This window comes from Streptomyces ureilyticus, from assembly GCF_011045025.1.
Lineage (GTDB): Bacteria > Actinomycetota > Actinomycetes > Streptomycetales > Streptomycetaceae > Streptomyces > Streptomyces ureilyticus.
This window is the reverse complement of record NZ_JAAKZX010000024.1, coordinates 1-17,537: the sequence shown is the minus strand read 5'-3', so window position 1 is coordinate 17,537 and position 17,537 is coordinate 1. Positions and strand designations below refer to the sequence as shown.

14 protein-coding genes are annotated in these 17,537 nt (G+C 69.8%); 10 read left to right on the top strand and 4 right to left on the bottom strand.

What is annotated here, in order from left to right:
- Nucleotides 1-48 precede the first annotated feature (48 nt).
- Nucleotides 49-1,767: an IlvD/Edd family dehydratase gene (locus G6048_RS10595; RefSeq protein WP_165339227.1), complete on the bottom strand. Its 1,719-nt coding sequence runs from the start codon at nucleotides 1,765-1,767 to the stop codon at nucleotides 49-51.
- A gap of 324 nt (nucleotides 1,768-2,091) precedes the next feature.
- The gene (locus G6048_RS10590; protein WP_165339226.1) at nucleotides 2,092-3,018 is read right to left on the bottom strand and encodes a LysR family transcriptional regulator; all 927 of its coding nucleotides are present in this window, start codon (nucleotides 3,016-3,018) and stop codon (nucleotides 2,092-2,094) included.
- Between the two features lie 176 nt (nucleotides 3,019-3,194).
- Here G6048_RS10590 and G6048_RS10585 point away from each other — a divergent pair, with 176 nt between their 5' ends.
- The 3 genes from G6048_RS10585 (at nucleotide 3,195) to G6048_RS10575 (ending at nucleotide 7,693) form a co-directional block, all read left to right on the top strand.
- Nucleotides 3,195-4,550: a CitMHS family transporter gene (locus G6048_RS10585; protein WP_165339225.1), complete on the top strand. Its 1,356-nt coding sequence runs from the start codon at nucleotides 3,195-3,197 to the stop codon at nucleotides 4,548-4,550.
- 53 nt (nucleotides 4,551-4,603) lie between these two features.
- Nucleotides 4,604-6,169, top strand: coding sequence for a CocE/NonD family hydrolase (locus G6048_RS10580; RefSeq protein WP_165339224.1), 1,566 nt, complete (start codon nucleotides 4,604-4,606; stop codon nucleotides 6,167-6,169).
- Nucleotides 6,170-6,319: 150 nt separating this feature from the next.
- Nucleotides 6,320-7,693, top strand: coding sequence for a PI-PLC domain-containing protein (locus tag G6048_RS10575; RefSeq protein WP_165339223.1), 1,374 nt, complete (start codon nucleotides 6,320-6,322; stop codon nucleotides 7,691-7,693).
- Nucleotides 7,694-7,699: 6 nt separating this feature from the next.
- Here G6048_RS10575 and G6048_RS10570 read toward each other — a convergent pair whose 3' ends face one another.
- Together G6048_RS10570 and G6048_RS10565 are read right to left on the bottom strand one after the other, a co-directional pair.
- Nucleotides 7,700-8,410, bottom strand: coding sequence for a dienelactone hydrolase family protein (locus tag G6048_RS10570; RefSeq protein WP_165339222.1), 711 nt, complete (start codon nucleotides 8,408-8,410; stop codon nucleotides 7,700-7,702).
- Nucleotides 8,411-8,496: 86 nt separating this feature from the next.
- Complete coding sequence (locus G6048_RS10565) at nucleotides 8,497-9,396, bottom strand: LysR family transcriptional regulator (protein ID WP_165339221.1); 900 nt, start codon at nucleotides 9,394-9,396, stop codon at nucleotides 8,497-8,499.
- A gap of 120 nt (nucleotides 9,397-9,516) precedes the next feature.
- On the opposite strand from G6048_RS10565, the gene mgrA reads away from it, so the two are divergent.
- The 7 genes from mgrA to G6048_RS10530 all read left to right on the top strand — a co-directional run.
- Nucleotides 9,517-10,506 (top strand): L-glyceraldehyde 3-phosphate reductase, encoded by a 990-nt coding sequence (gene mgrA, locus G6048_RS10560; protein ID WP_165339220.1) that lies wholly within the window; start codon nucleotides 9,517-9,519, stop codon nucleotides 10,504-10,506.
- 278 nt (nucleotides 10,507-10,784) lie between these two features.
- On the top strand, nucleotides 10,785-11,195 hold the full coding sequence (locus G6048_RS10555) for a hypothetical protein (RefSeq protein WP_165339219.1): 411 nt from the start codon (nucleotides 10,785-10,787) through the stop codon (nucleotides 11,193-11,195).
- A gap of 92 nt (nucleotides 11,196-11,287) precedes the next feature.
- A complete protein-coding gene (locus G6048_RS10550; protein WP_165339218.1) occupies nucleotides 11,288-13,630 on the top strand; it encodes an ABC transporter ATP-binding protein/permease in 2,343 nt (780 codons plus the stop codon).
- Nucleotides 13,631-13,635: 5 nt separating this feature from the next.
- On the top strand, nucleotides 13,636-15,036 hold the full coding sequence (locus G6048_RS51330; RefSeq protein WP_328825735.1) for a hypothetical protein: 1,401 nt from the start codon (nucleotides 13,636-13,638) through the stop codon (nucleotides 15,034-15,036).
- Entirely contained in the window at nucleotides 15,036-16,034 is a 999-nt protein-coding gene (locus G6048_RS10540) for a serine/threonine-protein kinase (protein ID WP_165339217.1), read from the top strand. The genes G6048_RS51330 and G6048_RS10540 overlap by 1 nt, the downstream gene beginning before the upstream one ends.
- 189 nt (nucleotides 16,035-16,223) lie before the next feature.
- The gene (locus G6048_RS10535) at nucleotides 16,224-16,862 is read left to right on the top strand and encodes an antibiotic biosynthesis monooxygenase (RefSeq protein WP_235989588.1); all 639 of its coding nucleotides are present in this window, start codon (nucleotides 16,224-16,226) and stop codon (nucleotides 16,860-16,862) included.
- A gap of 28 nt (nucleotides 16,863-16,890) precedes the next feature.
- Nucleotides 16,891-17,537 (top strand): anthranilate synthase component II (locus tag G6048_RS10530; protein ID WP_165339216.1); only part of this gene is annotated, 647 nt, incomplete at its 3' end.

Below are 17,537 nucleotides of genomic sequence, written 5' to 3'. Positions count from 1 at the left end.
TCATGATCCGCACCTTGGATGATGCCAGCTTGGGATACATCGCCTGGATCAGTGCGATTCCCGGCTCACCGCCGACCCCGAGGAACCGGTCAGGAAGTCGAGGTCGGCGCCGGTGTCCGCCTGGGTGACATGGTCCACGTACAGGCGCTCCCAGCCGCGTCCGGGGTTCGCGAAGCCGTCCAGGGTCGTCTTGGTGGGCGTGCGCAGGGCCAGTTCGGTGGCGTCGACCTCGAGGGTGACGGTGCGCGCGGGGACGTCGAGAGTGATCCAGTCGCCGTCGCGTACGAGCGCCAGTGGGCCGTCGGCGGCGGCTTCCGGGGCGACGTGGAGGACGACCGTTCCGTACGCCGTGCCGCTCATCCGGCCGTCACAGATCCGCACCATGTCCCGTACGCCCTGCTCCAGCAGCTTGCGCGGCAGGGGCATGTTCGACACCTCGGGCATGCCGGGGTAGCCCTTGGGGCCGCAGCCGCGCAGTACGAGTACGGAGTCCGCGTCGACCGGCAGATCCGGGTCGTCGACGCGGGCGTGGAAGTCCTCGATGTGGTCGAACACGACCGCCCGGCCCCGGTGTTGGAGCAGTGCGGGCGAGGCGGCGGCGGGCTTGATGATGGCTCCGCTCGGGGCGAGGTTGCCGCGCAGTACGGCGATGCCCGCGTCCGGTTGCAGCGGCGTCTCGCGCGGGCGGATCACTTCCCGGTCCCAACTCTCCGCGTCGTCAAGGAAGTCGACGAGGGGCCGCCCGGTGACGGTGATCGCCGTGGGGTCGAGCAGGTCGCGGACTTCGCGGAGCACCGCGAGGAGTCCGCCCGCGCGGTGGAAGTCGTCCATGAGGTGGGTGCCCGCCGGCAACAGGTCGACCAGGAGCGGGACATGGGATCCGATCCGGTCGAAGTCGTCCAGGCTCAGGGGTACGCCGAGCCGGCCCGCGATGGCCAGCAGGTGCACGACGGCGTTGGTGGACCCGCCGGTGGCAGCGAGCGCGACGATCGCGTTGTGGAAGGAGGCGGCGGTCATGACGTCGGCCGGCGTACGCTGCTCGGCCACCAGCTCGACGGCCAACTGCCCTGTCTCATGGGCGGCTTCGAGCAGGCGGCTGTCGGGTGCGGGCGTTCCGGCCAGTCCGGGCCGCGTCATACCGAGCGCCTCCGCGACGACGGCCATCGTCGAAGCCGTTCCCATCGTGTTGCAGTGCCCCCGGCTGCGGATCATGGACGACTCGGAACGGGTGAAGTCCTCCTGCGACAGCGTCCCCGCGCGGACCTCCTCACTCAGCCGCCACACATCCGTCCCACAGCCGAGCGGCTTGCCGCGGAACGTGCCGGTGAGCATCGGGCCGCCGGGTACGACGACCGCGGGCAGGCCCACGGAGGAGGCCGCCATGAGCAGGGCGGGGATCGTCTTGTCGCACCCTCCGAGGAGTACGACACCGTCGATCGGGTTGGCGCGGAACATCTCCTCCGCCGCCATCGCGGCCATGTTCCTCCAGAGCATGGCGGTGGGCCGCATCTGGGTCTCGCCGAGCGAGACCACGGGCAACTCCAGCGGAATGCCGCCGGATTCGTGCACACCGTCCCGTACGGACTTCGCGACCTCACCGAGATGGGCGTTGCAGGGGGTCAGATCCGACGCGGTGTTGGCGATGGCGATGTGCGGCCTGCCGGAGAAGGCGTCCCGGGGCAGGCCGCGCCGCATCCACGCTCGGTGGATGTAGGCGTTGCGGTCCGTCCCCGCGTACCACTGTGCGCTTCTCAGTTCAGGGGGCATCCGGTCGTCCCTCCGGCACGCTTGCGGGCGTTGGTCTGGAGCGGTTCACGCTAACTCAGTGCCCTGCACACTGAACAGCGTCAGCGTGTGGCCGTCCCGCCCGAACCATGCCGCTTCAGCACCAGCCGTGCCGTCGCGGCCAGGCCTCGTCGGGGGCCCATTGCGCGGGCGGCGTCGCCTGTGCTGTTTGTTGTGGCTGGTCGCTCCCCCACTCTCGGCTGCGCTCGAGCGGGGGGACGCCCAATCGCGGTGGAGGCGCAAATGCCACAGCCCCGCGCCCCTTACGGGGTGCGGTCCCCGCGGCCCCAAAAAAAGGGGGGCGCTCTACTCGGACCATGCGACCCCGTCCGGCAACTCGTGTCCCTGGACTCGCAGAGCGTCCAGTGTTTCCAGGAGGTGGTGGGCCGCTCGTGGCACGGTTCGGCGGGCTCGTAGGGCTATGTCCAGGCGGCGGTCGATCACTGGGCCGACGAGGGGGCGGCAGGTGACCTGGGCTGTGCCAGTGAGGGGGAGTACCAGGGCGGGTAGGGCGGAGACTCCCAGGCCTGCTGCCACCAGGCCGCCCACCGTGGCGATGCTGCCTGCCTCGGCCGCCGGCTCCGCGTGGGCGTCTACCTGGGCGAAGGCGGCGTCGGTGAGTCTGCGTACGCTCGAGTCGCGGCCCACGGCCAGGAAGGGTTCGCGGGCCAGGTCCTCCCAGGAGACCTCGGCGTGCTCGGTGAGCGGATGGTGCGGTGGGAGCACCGCCACGAACCGGTCGTGTACCAGCGGGCGTTGCTCCAGTTGGTCTGATGGCCTGCCTACCGTGGTGATCGCGAAGTCCGCGTCGCCGGTCAGGACGCGGTCCAGTACCGATCGCTCCAGGCCGTCGAGGATGCGCACGGCCACCTGCGGGCGCTGCGTACGGAATTGGGAGATCACCCGTGGCAGCAGGACGGCGGCCACGGACGGCAGGGTGGCCACCGCTACGGTTCCCGACTCGCCCAGCAGGAAGCGGCGCAGTTCCTTCATGCCGGCTTGATGCGCGTTCACGATCTGCTCGGCTATCCGCAGGGCCTCGACGCCCGCGGCGGTCAACTGCACGTTGCGCGTGTCGCGTTCGAGCAACTGGGCGCCGAGCAGCCGCTCCAGATCCGCCACGGCACGGCTGAGCGACGACTGCGATACGTGCATCTGTGCGGCCGCGGCGGTGAAGCTGGCCGCCCGGGCGACGGCCGCGTAGGCCGCGAGTTGACGCAAGGTGGCATCCATGGCCGGAGGATAGGCACACGCTTCCGCAATTGATGCGGAGATCGCATGAGTTGATCCCGGTTCGATGCTGGACACCGATCTGTTGCTGCTCGGAAACTCTCCCGCGACAGACCGATGCTCCAGGCCCTCGCTTTTCCGCCGTCAGGAGCCGTCCCCCGAGAAAGCGAGCCGACTGCATGCTGGCAGCCCTGGGCTTCACCACGATCGGCCTCTTCTTGTTGCTGACCATGACCAAGCGCGTCTCGGTCCTGGTCGCCCTGGTCCTGCTCCCGGTCCTCGCGGCACTGGCCGGCGGCTTCGGGGGCGAGTTGGGCGACCTGATCCTGGAGGGGCTGACCACGGTGGCCCCGACGGGCATCATGATCGCCTTCGCCGTCCTGTACTTCAGCCTGATGGTGGACGCGGGCCTCTTCGATCCGCTGATCCGCGGCATCCTGCGCATGGCGCAAGGAGACCCGCTGCGCATCACGGTCGGCACGGCCGTCCTCACGATGTGCGTGGCACTGGACGGTGACGGGGCCTCGACGTTCCTCATCACCGTCTCCGCCCTGCTGCCCGTCTACAAGCGGCTCGGCATGAGCCCGCTGGTGCTGTCGGGAGTCGTCTGCCTGGGTGCGGGAGTCATGAACATGGTTCCCTGGGGCGGTCCGACCGTGCGGGCCATGGCGGCGCTGAAGCTGGAGAGTTCGGAGGTCTTCACGCCGGTCCTGCCCGCGATGGGGTTCGGTATCGCGTGGGTGCTGGTGGCCTCGTACCTGATCGGCCGTCGGGAGCGTCGCCGTCTCGGCCAGCTCGACGCGAAGAACCCCGGCCCCACGGAGGGCGGCGCCGAAGGCCGGACCGAAGCGGACACGCGTCCTACGGCGGGCGCGGGAGACGGGCCGGGAACCGTCCGCGTGCAGGCGCCTGCCCGGCCCTGGCTGACCGTCTTCAACCTGGTGCTGACCATCGCTCTCGTCGTGGGCCTGATCCTCGAAGTGATGCCGCTCCCCGTGCTGTTCGTGCTCGGGTTCGCCATCGCCATGCTGGTCAACCACCCCACGTGGGAGCAACAGCAGGATCTGCTGGACAAGCACGCCAAGAGCGTGGTCCTCGTCACGACGATGATCTTCGCGGCCGGTGTGCTGACCGGTGTACTCACCGGCACCAAGATGATCGACTCGATGGCCGGGTCGCTCGTCGACGTCATCCCGGACTCGCTCGGCGGGCATCTGCCCGTCCTGGTCGCCGTCACGTCCATGCCGCTCAGCCTGGTCTTCACCCCGGACGCCTACTACTTCGGCGTACTCCCCGTCCTCGGCCACACCGCCGACGGCTTCGGTGTCCCGCCCGCCGAGGTCGCCAGGGCCGCCATCCTCGGCCAGATGACGACAGGGTTCCCGCTCAGCCCGCTCACCGCCTCCACCTTCATCCTCGTCGGCATGAGCGGCGTACAACTCGGCGAGCACCAGCGCTTCATCTTCCGCTGGGCCTTCGCCACCACCCTTGTCATGACCGTCGGCGCGCTCGTCACGGGCGCCTTCTCCCTCTGATTCCTCTCCCTTGATTCCTCTCCCGCTGACGCGGTGCCAAGGAGCGCGTGCGCATGAACTCACAGCGAGACAATCGGCGGCTGTCCCGACGAACCTTGTGCTCCCTGGGGCTTGCGGCGCCCCTGGCCGCCGTTCTGGCGTCACCGGCCGGCGCCGTCAGCGGGCCCGGACTCCCGCCCGACCCCTTCTTCGCCTACGACCGCCCCGCCCGGTACGAGGTCGTACGCGAGGACGTCAAGGTGCCGCTCCGCGACGGCAGCCACCTGGTGGGCCAGTTGTACCGGCCGGGAACCGCCGCCGGACGGCCCGCCGTCGGCACCTTCCCCGGCATCGTGTACGAGTACACGGCGTACGCGGACAGCGCCGAGGCCTTCGGCGAAGGAGCCGCCTACTTCGTGCGCCGTGGCTACAACGCCCTCGTCTGCCAGGTCCGGGGATCGGGCGAATCACCGGGCACCGTCGACCCGTTCAGCCCCCAGGAGCAACGCGACAACCACGACGTCATCGAGTGGCTCGCCCGCCACCCCGCCTCCACCGGACGCATCGGCCAGATGGGCGTGAGCTACGGCGGTCACACCGCACTCCTGGCCGCGGTGAACCGACCGCCCCACTTGAAGGCCGTCATCCCGGTGAACGGCATCCATGACTGGTACGAGAACACCATCTACCGAGGCGGCATCTACTCGCCGCGCATCCGCGAATGGCAGCAGGCGGTGGCACCCGACACGCTCCGCACCTACGCCGAGCACCCCCTCTACGACGACTACTGGCGGGGCCGCAGCGTGATGTCCCGCTGGGAGAACCTCACCGTCGCGACGCTCGGGATCAACGGCTGGTACGACCGCTACCGCGACGGCATGGTGAAGAACTACCGTGCCCGCCCGCACAACGTCTGGCTCGTGTCCGGTCCCTGGGAGCACGGCTCGCCCGAAGAGCAGCACGCGGGGATCGGCAACGGCGCCTACCTCGCCTGGTGGGACCGCTGGCTGGCCCGCGACCGACGCGCGCCGCTCCCGGCCACCCACGTCACCTCCTACGAAGTGCCCGGCCCCGGAGCGGGCAGGGGCTGGCAGCAGTTCGAGCAGTGGCCACCGCGCGACGCCCGGACGCTCACCCTCCGGCTCGGACGGAACGGAACGCTGCGCCCTTCACCAGCAGCCCCCGGAGTGGCGGCGTTCGACGTCAACACCGGCACCGCACCCCCGGCGGAGCATCAGCAACTGCGGTTCAGCACACCGCCGTTGCGCCACGACCTGGTGCTCGCCGGAGATGCGCTGGCCGACGTCCATGCCGCGTTCACCGCCGCCGACGGCAACATCGCGGCCGTGCTGTACGACCAGGCGCCCGACGGCACCAGCACCCGGATCACGGAGGGCTGGCTCAAGGCGAGCCACCGCGACACGCACACCCGGCTGTCCCCGGTGAAGCCGGGCGCCACGTACGCACTTGGCGTGCATATCTGGCCGGTCCACTACAGGCTGTCCGCCGGTCACCGGCTGACGCTGCGCGTCTCCAGCGACGACTATCCGCAGATCGACTCCGACGTACCCGCGGGCCGTGTCTCGGTGCGGACCGGTGCGGCCGGATCCACGCTGCGCCTCACTGTCAGGGCGCGTTGAGCCTCTAGCACCCGCCGACCGGATACGGCACTATGTCGGCCCGTACCGCGAGGATCACCAGCGTTGGCGTCGCCGATCGCCAACTGTGCGGCCGCGTACCGGAATTGACCGGTATGCGGCCGCCCCCTCGTGCAGCGGAAAGGGACCCCCATGCTCCGGAACCGTCGCCCCCTGCTCGCCGCCACCATCGCGGGCGCGGCGCTGGCCGCCGTCCTCGTCGCGCCCTCGTCTGCCCCCGCCGCGGAGGTCCCGGGGGTCGGTGCGTACTACGTACAGAGCGCGACCACGGGGCTGAACGCGGCCGACAGCGGGGGAGCGGTCGTCCAGCGCAACCCCAAGGGCAACGAGGACCGTCAGCAGTGGACGCTCCGGGCAAGCGGCGCTTCGTACGTGCTGGAGAGCACCGACACGGCGGGCAGTTGTCTGGGGCGCTCGGGCGACCAGGCCAGAACCGTCGGCTGCGCGAGCGCCGACGCCGCCTGGGAGGTGAGACCGAACGGAGCCGACCAGTACACGCTCAAAGTCCCCGGCGCCGAGCGCTACTTGACGGTCGGCGCCAAGCCCTCAGGCGCCAACTACCCCGCCCAGCTGGCCGTGGGCGCGGCGGGCGGCCTGGCCAACTGGTACCTCACCCCGGTGACGTCACCGACCGCACCCATGCCGTCGCCCGACCAACGCACCCTGGACCAGGTCACGTTCCTCACCTCGCACAACGCGTACGCGAACGGCGTCGACGGCGGCTTCGCCCCGCCCTTCGTGAACCTCGTGCCGAACCAGACCCGCGGCATCAACCAGCAACTCACCGACGGCGTACGCGGGTTCATGCTGGACATCCACCAGACGCCGGACGGCGCGATCCTGTGCCACAACAGCTGCACGCTCGTCAGCAGCCCCGTCGCACTGTGGGTCGACCTCCAGCGCATGGTGGACTTCCTGAAGCAGAACCCGAGCCAGTTCATCACCGTGTTCCTCGAGGACTACGTCGATCCGGGTGTCCTGCGCGGTGAACTGGCCCGCGTGAACGGCCTGTCCGATGTGCTCTACCGCCCGGACCACACCGGCGTACGCACCAACGGCTGGCCTCGGATGGCGGACCTGATCGCCGACAACGACCGGCTGCTCATCTTCAGCGACCGCAGCCGCTCCGCCGACCAGGCCGCGGGGCTCACCCGGGACAGCTTCGGTGTGATGTACCAGCGTGAGTGGACCGTCGAGAACTACTGGTCCATGGGTTCCGGCGTCGGCAGTTCCGACTGGTCCTGCCACAGCCGCTGGTACGACGCCAACACCAACATCCCGCTGACCCGCACCGAGCCGCCCTTCCGCCCGCTCTTCGTCATGAACCACTTCCGCGACGTCCCGATCGCGGGCACGGCCACCACCGACAACACCAAACTCACCGACCGCGCCCAGCGCTTCTGCCAGCCGGCCGCCCGCAAGAAGCCCAACTTCCTCGCGGTGGACCGCTATGACCTCGGTTCGCCTTCGTCGGCGGTGGCCACCTTGAACTCGTATACGTACTAAGGGACTTCAGCCCAGCCGGGCGTGCAGGAACTCGACGGTGCTGCCCCAGGCCAGGGCCGAGGACTCGGGGTCGTGGGCCTCGGGGCGGCCGTCGTTGAAGAAGGCGTGGTCTGCTGGGTAGAGGCGGAGGTCCGGGGTGATGCCGGACTGCCGCTTGATCGTCTCGCGGAGGGTGTCGAGGCTCTCGGCCGGGATGGCGGCGTCGCGTTCGCCGTAGTGACCGAGGACCTCGGCCTTGAGGCCCGAGAAGTCGGGCAACTCGCCGAGAATGACGCCGTAGAAGGGAACCGCCGCGCTCACGCGCGGGTCGACGGCGGCCTGGTAGAGGACGAAGCCGCCGCCCATGCAGAAGCCGACCGAGCCGACGGAGTCCGAGGTGACCGCGTCGAGCGACAGCAGATGGTCGACCGCGCCGGAGAGCAGCTCGACGCCGCGGGAGACCGGCAGGTCCTGCATCATGCGCAGGGCCTCGCCGCTGTCATGGGCGACATTGCCGCCGTACAGGTCGGGAGCGAGCGCCACGAAACCCTCCGCAGCCAGCCGGTCGGCGACATCCGCTATGTGGTCGGTCAGGCCCCACCACTCCTGGATGACGATCACGCCGGGGCCCTGGCCCGACGGGGGCAGTGCCAGATAGCCGTGCGCGGTGGTGCCGGCACTCGGGAAGGTCACGTTCTGATGGGCAGGGGCCCCGGTCGATTCAGGCGTCTCGGACATGATGCGTCACTCCTGTCACTCGATCTTGCCTCCAGCATGCAGGAGGCGTGCGAAGTGACAGCGGGCGGGCCCCTGCCCGGACGGGCTCACGTCCCCTCAGCCGTGGCCTCTGCTTCGAGCAGATCCATCAGCGCCCGCGCCGCCGGGCTGGTCGCGTCCGGCGGAGGAAGCATGGCGACCGTCTCGTACGAGGTCTCGGCGGCGTCCTTCAGGGGGAGTGCGGTGAGTGCCGACGCCTCGCGCTTGTGGCCGAAGTGGCGTGGTACGACGGCGATGCCGAGGCCCTCCTGGACCAGATCGAGGAGGCTGTGTACGTCGTTGACCTCGAGGGCGACCGTGCGGTGCACGCCCGCAGCTGCGAAGGCCGAGTCCGTGGTGCGCCGGGGACCCCAGTCGGGGTGGAAGTCCACGAAGTCCTCGCCGCCCAGGTCCTCCGGCGTGACCGCTCCGCCTCGAGCCAGGCGGTGCGCCGGATGACACAGCACCGTCATCGGCTCACTGGCCAGGGGCAGACAGCGCAGCTGGTCGGTGTCGGCCTGCGTCGTCACCGCGAAGGCCAGGTCGAGACGGCCGGCCGCGACCTCCTCCGCCAGTGCGCCCGAACCCGCCTGCCGCAGCCGTATCTCAACATCGGGGTGGCGCCGCCGGAACGCGGCGAGGAGCGGGGCCGCGCACACTCCGGCGATGCACTGCTCGGTGCCCACGGAAAGCGTGCCGCGCAGCACGCCCTGCACCGCGGCAACGGCGTCCCGGGCCGCCCTGACCTGGGCGAGGATCCGCTCCGCCTCGGTCAGCAGGGCGCGGCCGGCCTCCGTGAGCGTGACGCGGCGGGTGGTGCGGACGAACAACGGGGCCCGCAGCTCACGCTCCAGGGCGCGGATCGAGGCGGACAGGCCTGACTGCGACACCATCAGCCGCTCCGCGGCACGGGTGAAATGCTGGTCCTCGGCGACGGCGACGAAATGCTGTAGGTGGCGCAGTTCCATGATTGAGAAGCGTATCCGCTGAATCCCATCCGATTCTCCTGTTGGACCACTGCTCGGTGCCCGCGCGAGAGTAGAGCCGTCTTTGCCCTTTTCCTTGCTCCCCGGCCCAATGGAGTACGCGTGTACACCGCACACCCCGACCGCTACACGGACATGCCCTACCGGCGCACCGGCCGCAGTGGTCTGAAACTGCCCGCGCTGTCGCTCGGCCTGTGGCACAACTTCGGCCCGGACCGGCCGGTGGACACCCAGCGGCAGATCCTGCGCCGCGCCTTCGACCTGGGGGTCACCCACTTCGACCTGGCCAACAACTACGGTCCGCCGCCCGGCGCCGCGGAGTCGGCCCTCGGTGAGGCGCTGACGGCGGACTTCGCGCCGTACCGCGACGAGCTGGTCATCTCCACCAAGGCCGGCTATCTGATGTGGCCCGGCCCGTACGGCGAGTGGGGCTCGCGCAAGTACCTGCTGTCCTCGCTCGACCAGAGCCTGGCCCGGATGGGCCTCGACTACGTGGACATCTTCTACTCGCACCGCCCCGACCCGGACACGCCCCTGGAGGAGACGATGGGGGCGCTGCACTCGGCGGTCGTCCAGGGCAAGGCGCTGTACGTCGGCGTCTCCAACTACTCGCCGGAGCAGACGCGTGAAGCCGCCCGCATCCTGGGCGAGTTGGGGACCCCGCTGCTGATCCACCAGCCGCGCTACTCGATGCTCGACCGGCGTCCCGAGGACGGACTGCTGGACGCGCTCGACGAGCTCGAGGTGGGCTCCATCGTCTTCTCGCCGCTGGAGCAGGGCCTGCTCACCGGCCGCTATCTCCACGGGATCCCGGAGGACTCGCGGGCCGCGAGCGACAGCCCGTTCCTGAGCGCCGACACGGTCACCGAGGACCTCGTCCACCAGTTGCGCGCCCTCGACGACATCGCCAAGTCGCGCGGTCAGACGCTGGCCCAGATGGCGCTGGCCTGGGTGTTGCGTGGCGGCCGCGTCACGTCCGCGCTCGTCGGCGCGAGCAGCCCTCAGCAGATCGAGGACAGCGTGACGGCGACTCGTCATCTCGACTTCGCCGAGGACGAGTTGGTCAGAATCGATGCGATTGTCAACCCGTGAGGCGATTTCGCAATGTTCAAGCCAATGTGCGCCTTGAATATGCCAAGAGGCTGGCTGAAATGGCGTAGTGACAGAGGGTCAGGAGTGACGATACTGAAACTCTGAGTACTCGGAGTACTCGGACTCTGAGTACCCGCATCTCGCGAGCACTCGCATCCCGAGCACTCGCACCCTGAACTCCTTCGGCCACAGGTCGATCAGCTCCATCGTGCACGACCAGCACAACGCAAGGAAAGAGAGGCCGGACCGGCGGCAGGCCGGGCAACGGGGGAGATATCGTGCACGACGAGTTCCTTTGCCATGTCACGGCGTACGGAATATGCGGCGGGCGCCGGGTGGGCGTACCCCTGGGAACCTATCGGGCGCCCACCCTGGCGTTAGCCATGTGGTGGTTACGGGACCGGGCCTCCTGGATCGCCGAACGGCTCGACCCGGATCCCGAGGCCCCCTACTTCCCGCCGAACTCGGTCGCACCGGTCGCCGACACCACGCCCGACGTGCCCGGCATGTTGCGTTCCTGGTGCGGCGACATGGCCCGACAGGAGCTGACCGCCGAGTTGTTGGCCGCCGGGCAGCTGGTCCGCATCGCCACGAGTGACGACACCACCGAGTACGAGTTGCTGGCCGAGTCGGTGGACGCGCTGCGGATGCAGCGGACGATTCCCCTGCTGACCGTTCCCGCCGCCTGACCTCGGCCTGTCTGGTCGTCCGAGCACGGTCCGCGGCTTGGACGGCTGTCTCCGGCCAGGCGCATATATGAGCGAATCGATAGAATTCGGGCATGCGAGAGCGGTTCACTGCGCCCGAGCTCGTCCTCGAGACCGAGACGGGTTCCCTGGTGATGAGCCCGAGCCGGGCCTATCACGTCGGGCGTGACCCACTGAGCGACATCGTCATCGATGATGCCCGGGTGTCCTGGCACCACGCGGTGCTGCGGCCCGAAGACGGTCACTGGAAGCTCGAGGACGAGAACAGCACAAACGGCACGTATGCCGACGGCCATCGCGTCCGCGCGGGGGACGTCGGTGCCGGCAGTGTCCTGCGCTTCGGCCACCCCGCCGACGGCCCGCGCGCCGTACTCACCAGTGGGGCCCCGCCCGCCGCCGAGCCCGCCGAGCGCCCGTCCGCCGTCTCCGTGCCCGCCGCGACCGGCACCTTCCGGCAGCCCACGACCGTACGCCCGCTGCCCGCCCGTACCGTCCGCCTGGGCCGCGGTGGCGACAACGACCTGGTCGTCGACGACCTGGTGGTCTCCCGGCGGCACGCGGAACTGCGCGCCCACGCGGACGGTACGTACGAGATCGTCGACCTCGGCAGCCACAACGGAACGTTCCTCAACGGGCAGCCGGTGACCCGGGCCCTGATCTCCGAGGGTGACATCGTGGGGATCGGCCACTCGGCGTTCTGCCTGGTCGGCGACCAGCTGCAGGAGTACGTCGACACCGGTGAGGTCTCGCTCGACGTGCAGGATCTGACGGTCGCCGTCGACCGTGGCCGTAAAACGCTTCTGGACCAGGTGTCCTTCCCGGTCGGCGAGAAGTGCCTGCTGGCCGTCGTGGGTCCCAGCGGCGCGGGCAAGTCCACGCTGCTGAACGCGCTGACCGGGCAGCGCCCCGCCGACAAGGGCACGGTGCTGTACGACGGCCGCGACCTGTACCGCGACTACGCCGAGCTGCGCCAGCGCATCGGCCTCGTACCGCAGGACGACATCCTGCATGCCCAGCTGACCGTGCACCGGGCCCTCGGATACGCCGCCGAGCTGCGGTTCCCGCAGGACACAGCGAAGGCCGAGCGCCGCGAACGTGTCGACGAGGTGATCCGCGAGCTGGGCCTGGAGGAGCGGACGGGGCAGCCCATCCACAGCCTCTCGGGCGGCCAGCGCAAGCGTGTCAGTGTCGCCCTGGAACTGCTGACGAAGCCGTCGCTGCTCTTCCTCGACGAACCGACGTCCGGCCTCGACCCCGGCATGGACCGCTCCGTGATGCACATGCTGCGCGGTCTCGCGGACGACGGGCGCACCGTCATCGTCGTCACGCACAGCGTGCTCAGCCTCGACGTCTGCGACCGGCTGCTCGTGCTCGCGCCCGGCGGCCGGATCGCCTACTACGGGCCGCCCGAGGACGCCCTCGCCTTCTTCGGCTTCGAGCAGTGGCCCGAGGCGTTCGAGGCCTTCGAGCGGGACCGTGACCGGGACTGGGCAGGGGACTACCGGGCGTCGCCGTTCCAGCGGCGGTACATCACCCACTCCAGCGCGCAGCCGCATCGTCCGGTGCGCGCCCGCGGTCAGGCCGTCGCGCCGCCGCCGAAAGCGCAGAGCTGGGGCGCGCAGGTGCGCACGCTGGTGCGCCGGTACGCGGCCGCGCTGTCCGCCGACCGGACCTTCCTCGCCATCATGATCGCGCTGCCGTTCGTGATGGGCGCGATGGCCCGGGCGCTCGCCGGAAGTCGGCTCGACCGGGAGTCCGTGCTGAACACGCTGCTCATCCTGTGCGTGGGAGGAGTCCTTACCGGCGCGGCCAACGCCGTACGGGAGTTGGTGAAGGAACGGGTGATCTACCAGCGCGAGCGCGCCGTCGGCCTGTCCAGATCGGCGTATCTGATGTCCAAGGTCGTCGTCCTCGGCACGATCACCGTGCTGCAGGCGGTCGTACTGACCTTGGTGGCGCTGTTGGGCGTCGATCTGAACGCGCCGGGCGGTGAGGGGGTGCTCATGCCGCCCCTCGCCGAGATCACGGTCGCCGTCGCTCTGCTCGCGTTCACGGCGATGACGCTCGGCCTCCTCGTCTCCGCGCTGGTGCGCAAGGAGGAGGTGACGATGCCCCTGCTCGTGCTCCTCGCCATTGTGCAGGTCGTGTTCTGCGGTGCGCTGCTGAAACTGGACGGGGTGCCCGGGATCGAGCAGTTGGCGTGGCTGGTGCCGTCGCGGTGGGCGCTCGGCGCCATGGCGGGCACGGTCGAACTGGCCCGGCTCTCCCCGGGCGACCTGACCTCCGACCCCTTGTTCCGGCACGAGACGGACGTATGGCTGCTCGACATGGGCATGCTCGTCGTTCTGTCGCTGGTCTTCGGGTACCTGGTCGCCCGGCTGCTCAGGCGGCACGAACCCGAGGTCATGCGGAAGTAGGCGCGATGACGACTCCCGGCTTCCACCCCACGCACGTCGTCCCCCGCGACGGCATGCCGGCCTGGGAGGCCCCGGACCCCGGCCGGCCCACCGTGCCGCTCGACGCGCTGCTGCCGGTCCGGCTCGTCGACCGCCGCGGCGACTGGGGCCACATCGTCTGCGCCAACGGCTGGTCGGCGTGGGTCGACGGCCGCCTGCTGGTCGCCGTCCCCCAGGAACCGCCCGCCGCCGCGCACCCACTCGCCCGCACGGCGGACCCGCGCCCACTGCTCACGCGCGTCGAACAGGCCGTCGGCCGCTACCGCGAGGCGGTCGAGGACCTGACAGAGGGCCGCCTCGACGGAGAGTCCTTCCGCGCGCGTACGCAGGGCTTGCGGGTCGGAATCGTGGCCGACGGCGAGTCCGTATGGCTGTACGAGGCCGAACACGAGCGCTGGCTCTACTGCGACGGCACGCACTTGACGACGTACGCGACACCGGCGCCTCCGGCGACGGAACGGGGGGAGCCGCCCGCCTCGGCCGGGCAGCCGCATCCCCCGGCCGGGGCGGAGTCGCCGGCCCCATCCGGGCCGGAGCGGCCCGCCCCGGGGGCGGCGGAGCCGACGCGGGTGGTGGGCGCGCGCGGCGCGTCCGGGGTGGAGCAGACCCATGGCGTGGGGGAGGCCCGTGTGGGGTCTGAGCCGGATCCGACGCGGGTCGTCGCAGATGTCGGCGCTGCTCCGGCGGAGCCGACGCAAGTTGTGGACACCACCGATGGTGCCGCCGGGCCGGAACCCACGCGGGTCGTGGACGCCTCTGAGTCGACGCGGGTGGTGGACGCCCGCGGCGTGTCTGGGGTGGAGCAGCCGCGGGTTGTGGGGGACGCCGGTGCGAGGTCCGAGCCGGAGCCCACGCAACTCGCTAAGGATGCCGGCGCCGCCGTCGGCGCGGAGCCGACGCGGGTCGCGAGAGAACGCGAGCCGACGCCGGTCGCGGACAATCGCGAGCCGGCTCGAGTTATGAGAGGTACCGGTGCAGCGTCCGAGCCGGAGCGGACACGAGTCGTGGAGGACACCGGCGCCGATGCCGAGGCGAAGCCCACGCAGGTCGTGGACGCCACCGACGCTGCTGCGGGACCGGAACCCACGCGGGTCGCGGAAGCCCCCGAGCGGACGCAGGTCGTGCGGGATCGGGAGGAGACCCAAGTCGTGGGCGACCGGGAGGCGCCCCGTGAAGTGGAAGCCCCCGAGCCGACGCAGGTCGTGCGGGACGGGGAGGAACCACGAGTCGTGGGCGACCGGGAGGCGCCCCGAGTCGTGGAAGACCCGGAAGCGCCCCGACAAAGGGAAGACCCGGAGGCGACTCAAGTCGTCGGAGACCCCGGCCACGCCCCCACCCGCATCGTGACGAGCGACGGTGAACCTTGATGCCGCCCGACGCGAACCCCTACTCGGGGCGGCCCTCCGAGCTGATCGGCCGGCAGATCGCGGGGTACCGGATCGAGTGCGAGATCGGTCGCGGTGGGATGGCCGTGGTGTACCGCGCCAAGGATCTGCGGCTCGAGCGGACCGTCGCCCTCAAACTGCTCGGCCCGGAGCTCGCCCGCAACGACACCTTCCGCCGGCGCTTCACCCACGAGTCCCGGGTGGCCGCCGCCATCGACCACCCCCACATCGTGCCGATCTTCGAGGCGGGCGAGACCGACGGCGTGCTGTACATCGCGATGCGGTACGTCTCCGGTCGCGATCTGCGTCATCTGCTGGACCGCGACGGCCCGTTGCCCGTCGAGGTCGCCGCGCGAATCCTCGGTCAGGTGGCGTCCGCGCTGGACGCCGCGCACGACCACGGTCTGGTCCACCGGGACGTCAAGCCGGGCAACATCCTGGTCGCCCAGGGCACCGACAGTGACCACCCGGAGCACGTCTACCTCACCGACTTCGGCCTCACGAAGAAGTCGCTGTCGCTGACCGGATTCACGACGGTCGGTCAGTTCGTCGGTACGCTCGACTATGTGGCGCCCGAGCAGATCTCCGGCCGCCCCGTCGACGGCCGCTGCGATGTCTACAGCCTCGCCTGCGTCACCCACGAAACCCTGTCCGGCAAACCGCCCTTCCAACGCGACGACGACATGGCCCTGCTATGGGCGCACCAGTTCGACGAGCCGTCCCGCCTGACCGAGTCGCGCCCCGATATCGCCGCCCCCGTCGACGGCGTACTGGCCAAGGCACTCGCGAAAAGCCCGGAGGGCCGTTACGAATCCTGCCGCGCTTTCGTGGCCGCGCTGCGGGCGGCGGCGACCGGCGCCACACCGACGGGCCACGCGCCGACTCAGGTGGATCTCCGGGTGGCCGGTGTCGGAGCGACGGAGAATCCGGGGCCGCCCCCTGAACCGCCGGAATGGGCCCTGCCGGTCTTCCATCGGTAAAGGGTTTGCGTGGTCGTTGTTTTTGGTAAGCAGCGGTAAGCAGAATAGCGATCGTGCCCATTTTTCGGCCCGCTCTGCAAGCGCTCTCAAGGAAACCGTCAGAATTCCGTAATAGTTACCCCGGGGTACCCGTCGGCAAATGATGCCAAGGTGCGCGAAAGAGTGACTTAAGCGTGCGTATCGGACAGCTTGAAAAATCTCGTTGAAGATTTGAGCGTGCTCGGGTTTCTTTCCGTACCCGGAGGAGTGACCAGGAATCCCGTTACCGTCACCGTGGCGTATCGCGTGGTGCCGGGCTGTGAGTCCGCCTTCCATCGCTGGGGGTGGGCAGCGCTGCGCGCGTGTGCGCGTGAGCCGGGCTTTCTCGGGGGTGGCGTGCTCGTCGACGGAGAGGCTGATTGGCATGTGGTCTACCGCTTTGACAGCGAGGATTCGGCCCGGACCTGGGAGAACTCGCTCACCCGGGTCGAATGGGCGGCCCAGGCGGAGGGACTCGCGCAGGAGACCGGGCGCCGCAGCGTGCAGGGCTCCAGAGCATGGTTCGAAGCCCAGGCCGCCACGCCGGCCACTCCGCGACCGCCACCGAAATGGAAGCTGTGGCTGATCAATATGAGCGCGGTCTTTCCGCCGGTGCTCTTATTCAATCTCCTCGTGCTGCCCTATATCGGCGACCTCAACCCATTGCTCCGCACGCTGCTGCTGTGTCTGTGCGTGACGGCCATCGTCACCTGGATTCTCATGCCGCGGCTGCAGCGCTTCTTCAAGAAATGGCTGTACCCGCCGATTCAGACGATGCTCCGCGGACGGCACAAACGTCGGGCCGCATAGGCCCGGGAACGATAAAGGAGGTGGGCGGGTGAAGACCCTGCTCATCGACAATTACGACTCGTACACGTACAATCTGTTCCAGCTGATCGCCGAGGTCAACGGCGAGGAGCCGGTGGTGATCCTCAATGACACCCCGGCCGGCGAAATCCCGGATCTCCGGGAATTCGACAATGTGGTGGTATCGCCGGGACCGGGACACCCCGCCGAATCACGTGACTTCGGCATCGCGGCCAGGGTGATCGCCGAGGCCGAGATCCCCGTGCTGGGCGTCTGCCTGGGACATCAGGGCATCGCGCTGGGGGAGCGGGGACTGGTCGAGGCCGCCCCCGAGCCCCGCCACGGCCACCTCTCCACGGTCCGGCACGACGACCGGGACCTGTTCCAGGGGCTGCCGCAGCACTTCACCGTGGTCCGCTACCACTCGCTGTCCGTGCGCGAGCCGCTGCCCGAGACCCTGGAGGCCACCGCCTGGGCCGAGGACGGTGTCCTGATGGGGCTGCGGCATCGCACCCGGCCCCTGTGGGGGGTGCAGTTCCACCCCGAGTCCGTCCTCACCGACTACGGCCACCGCATGCTGGTGAACTTCCGCAACCTCACCGCGGAACGGGACCGCAGGCCGCGTACGAAGAACACCGCTGTCACCCCGTCCGCGGCGGCGATCCCCCGCCCCCGGCG

Coding starts and splice junctions, on each gene's coding strand:
- G6048_RS10595 (WP_165339227.1), bottom strand. CDS start 1,767: ATGCCCCCTGAACTGAGAAGCGCACAGTGGTACGCGGGGACGGACCGC.
- G6048_RS10590 (WP_165339226.1), bottom strand. CDS start 3,018: ATGGATGCCACCTTGCGTCAACTCGCGGCCTACGCGGCCGTCGCCCGG.
- G6048_RS10585 (WP_165339225.1), top strand. CDS start 3,195: ATGCTGGCAGCCCTGGGCTTCACCACGATCGGCCTCTTCTTGTTGCTG.
- G6048_RS10580 (WP_165339224.1), top strand. CDS start 4,604: ATGAACTCACAGCGAGACAATCGGCGGCTGTCCCGACGAACCTTGTGC.
- G6048_RS10575 (WP_165339223.1), top strand. CDS start 6,320: ATGCTCCGGAACCGTCGCCCCCTGCTCGCCGCCACCATCGCGGGCGCG.
- G6048_RS10570 (WP_165339222.1), bottom strand. CDS start 8,410: ATGTCCGAGACGCCTGAATCGACCGGGGCCCCTGCCCATCAGAACGTG.
- G6048_RS10565 (WP_165339221.1), bottom strand. CDS start 9,396: ATGGAACTGCGCCACCTACAGCATTTCGTCGCCGTCGCCGAGGACCAG.
- G6048_RS10550 (WP_165339218.1), top strand. CDS start 11,288: ATGCGAGAGCGGTTCACTGCGCCCGAGCTCGTCCTCGAGACCGAGACG.
- G6048_RS51330 (WP_328825735.1), top strand. CDS start 13,636: ATGACGACTCCCGGCTTCCACCCCACGCACGTCGTCCCCCGCGACGGC.
- G6048_RS10540 (WP_165339217.1), top strand. CDS start 15,036: ATGCCGCCCGACGCGAACCCCTACTCGGGGCGGCCCTCCGAGCTGATC.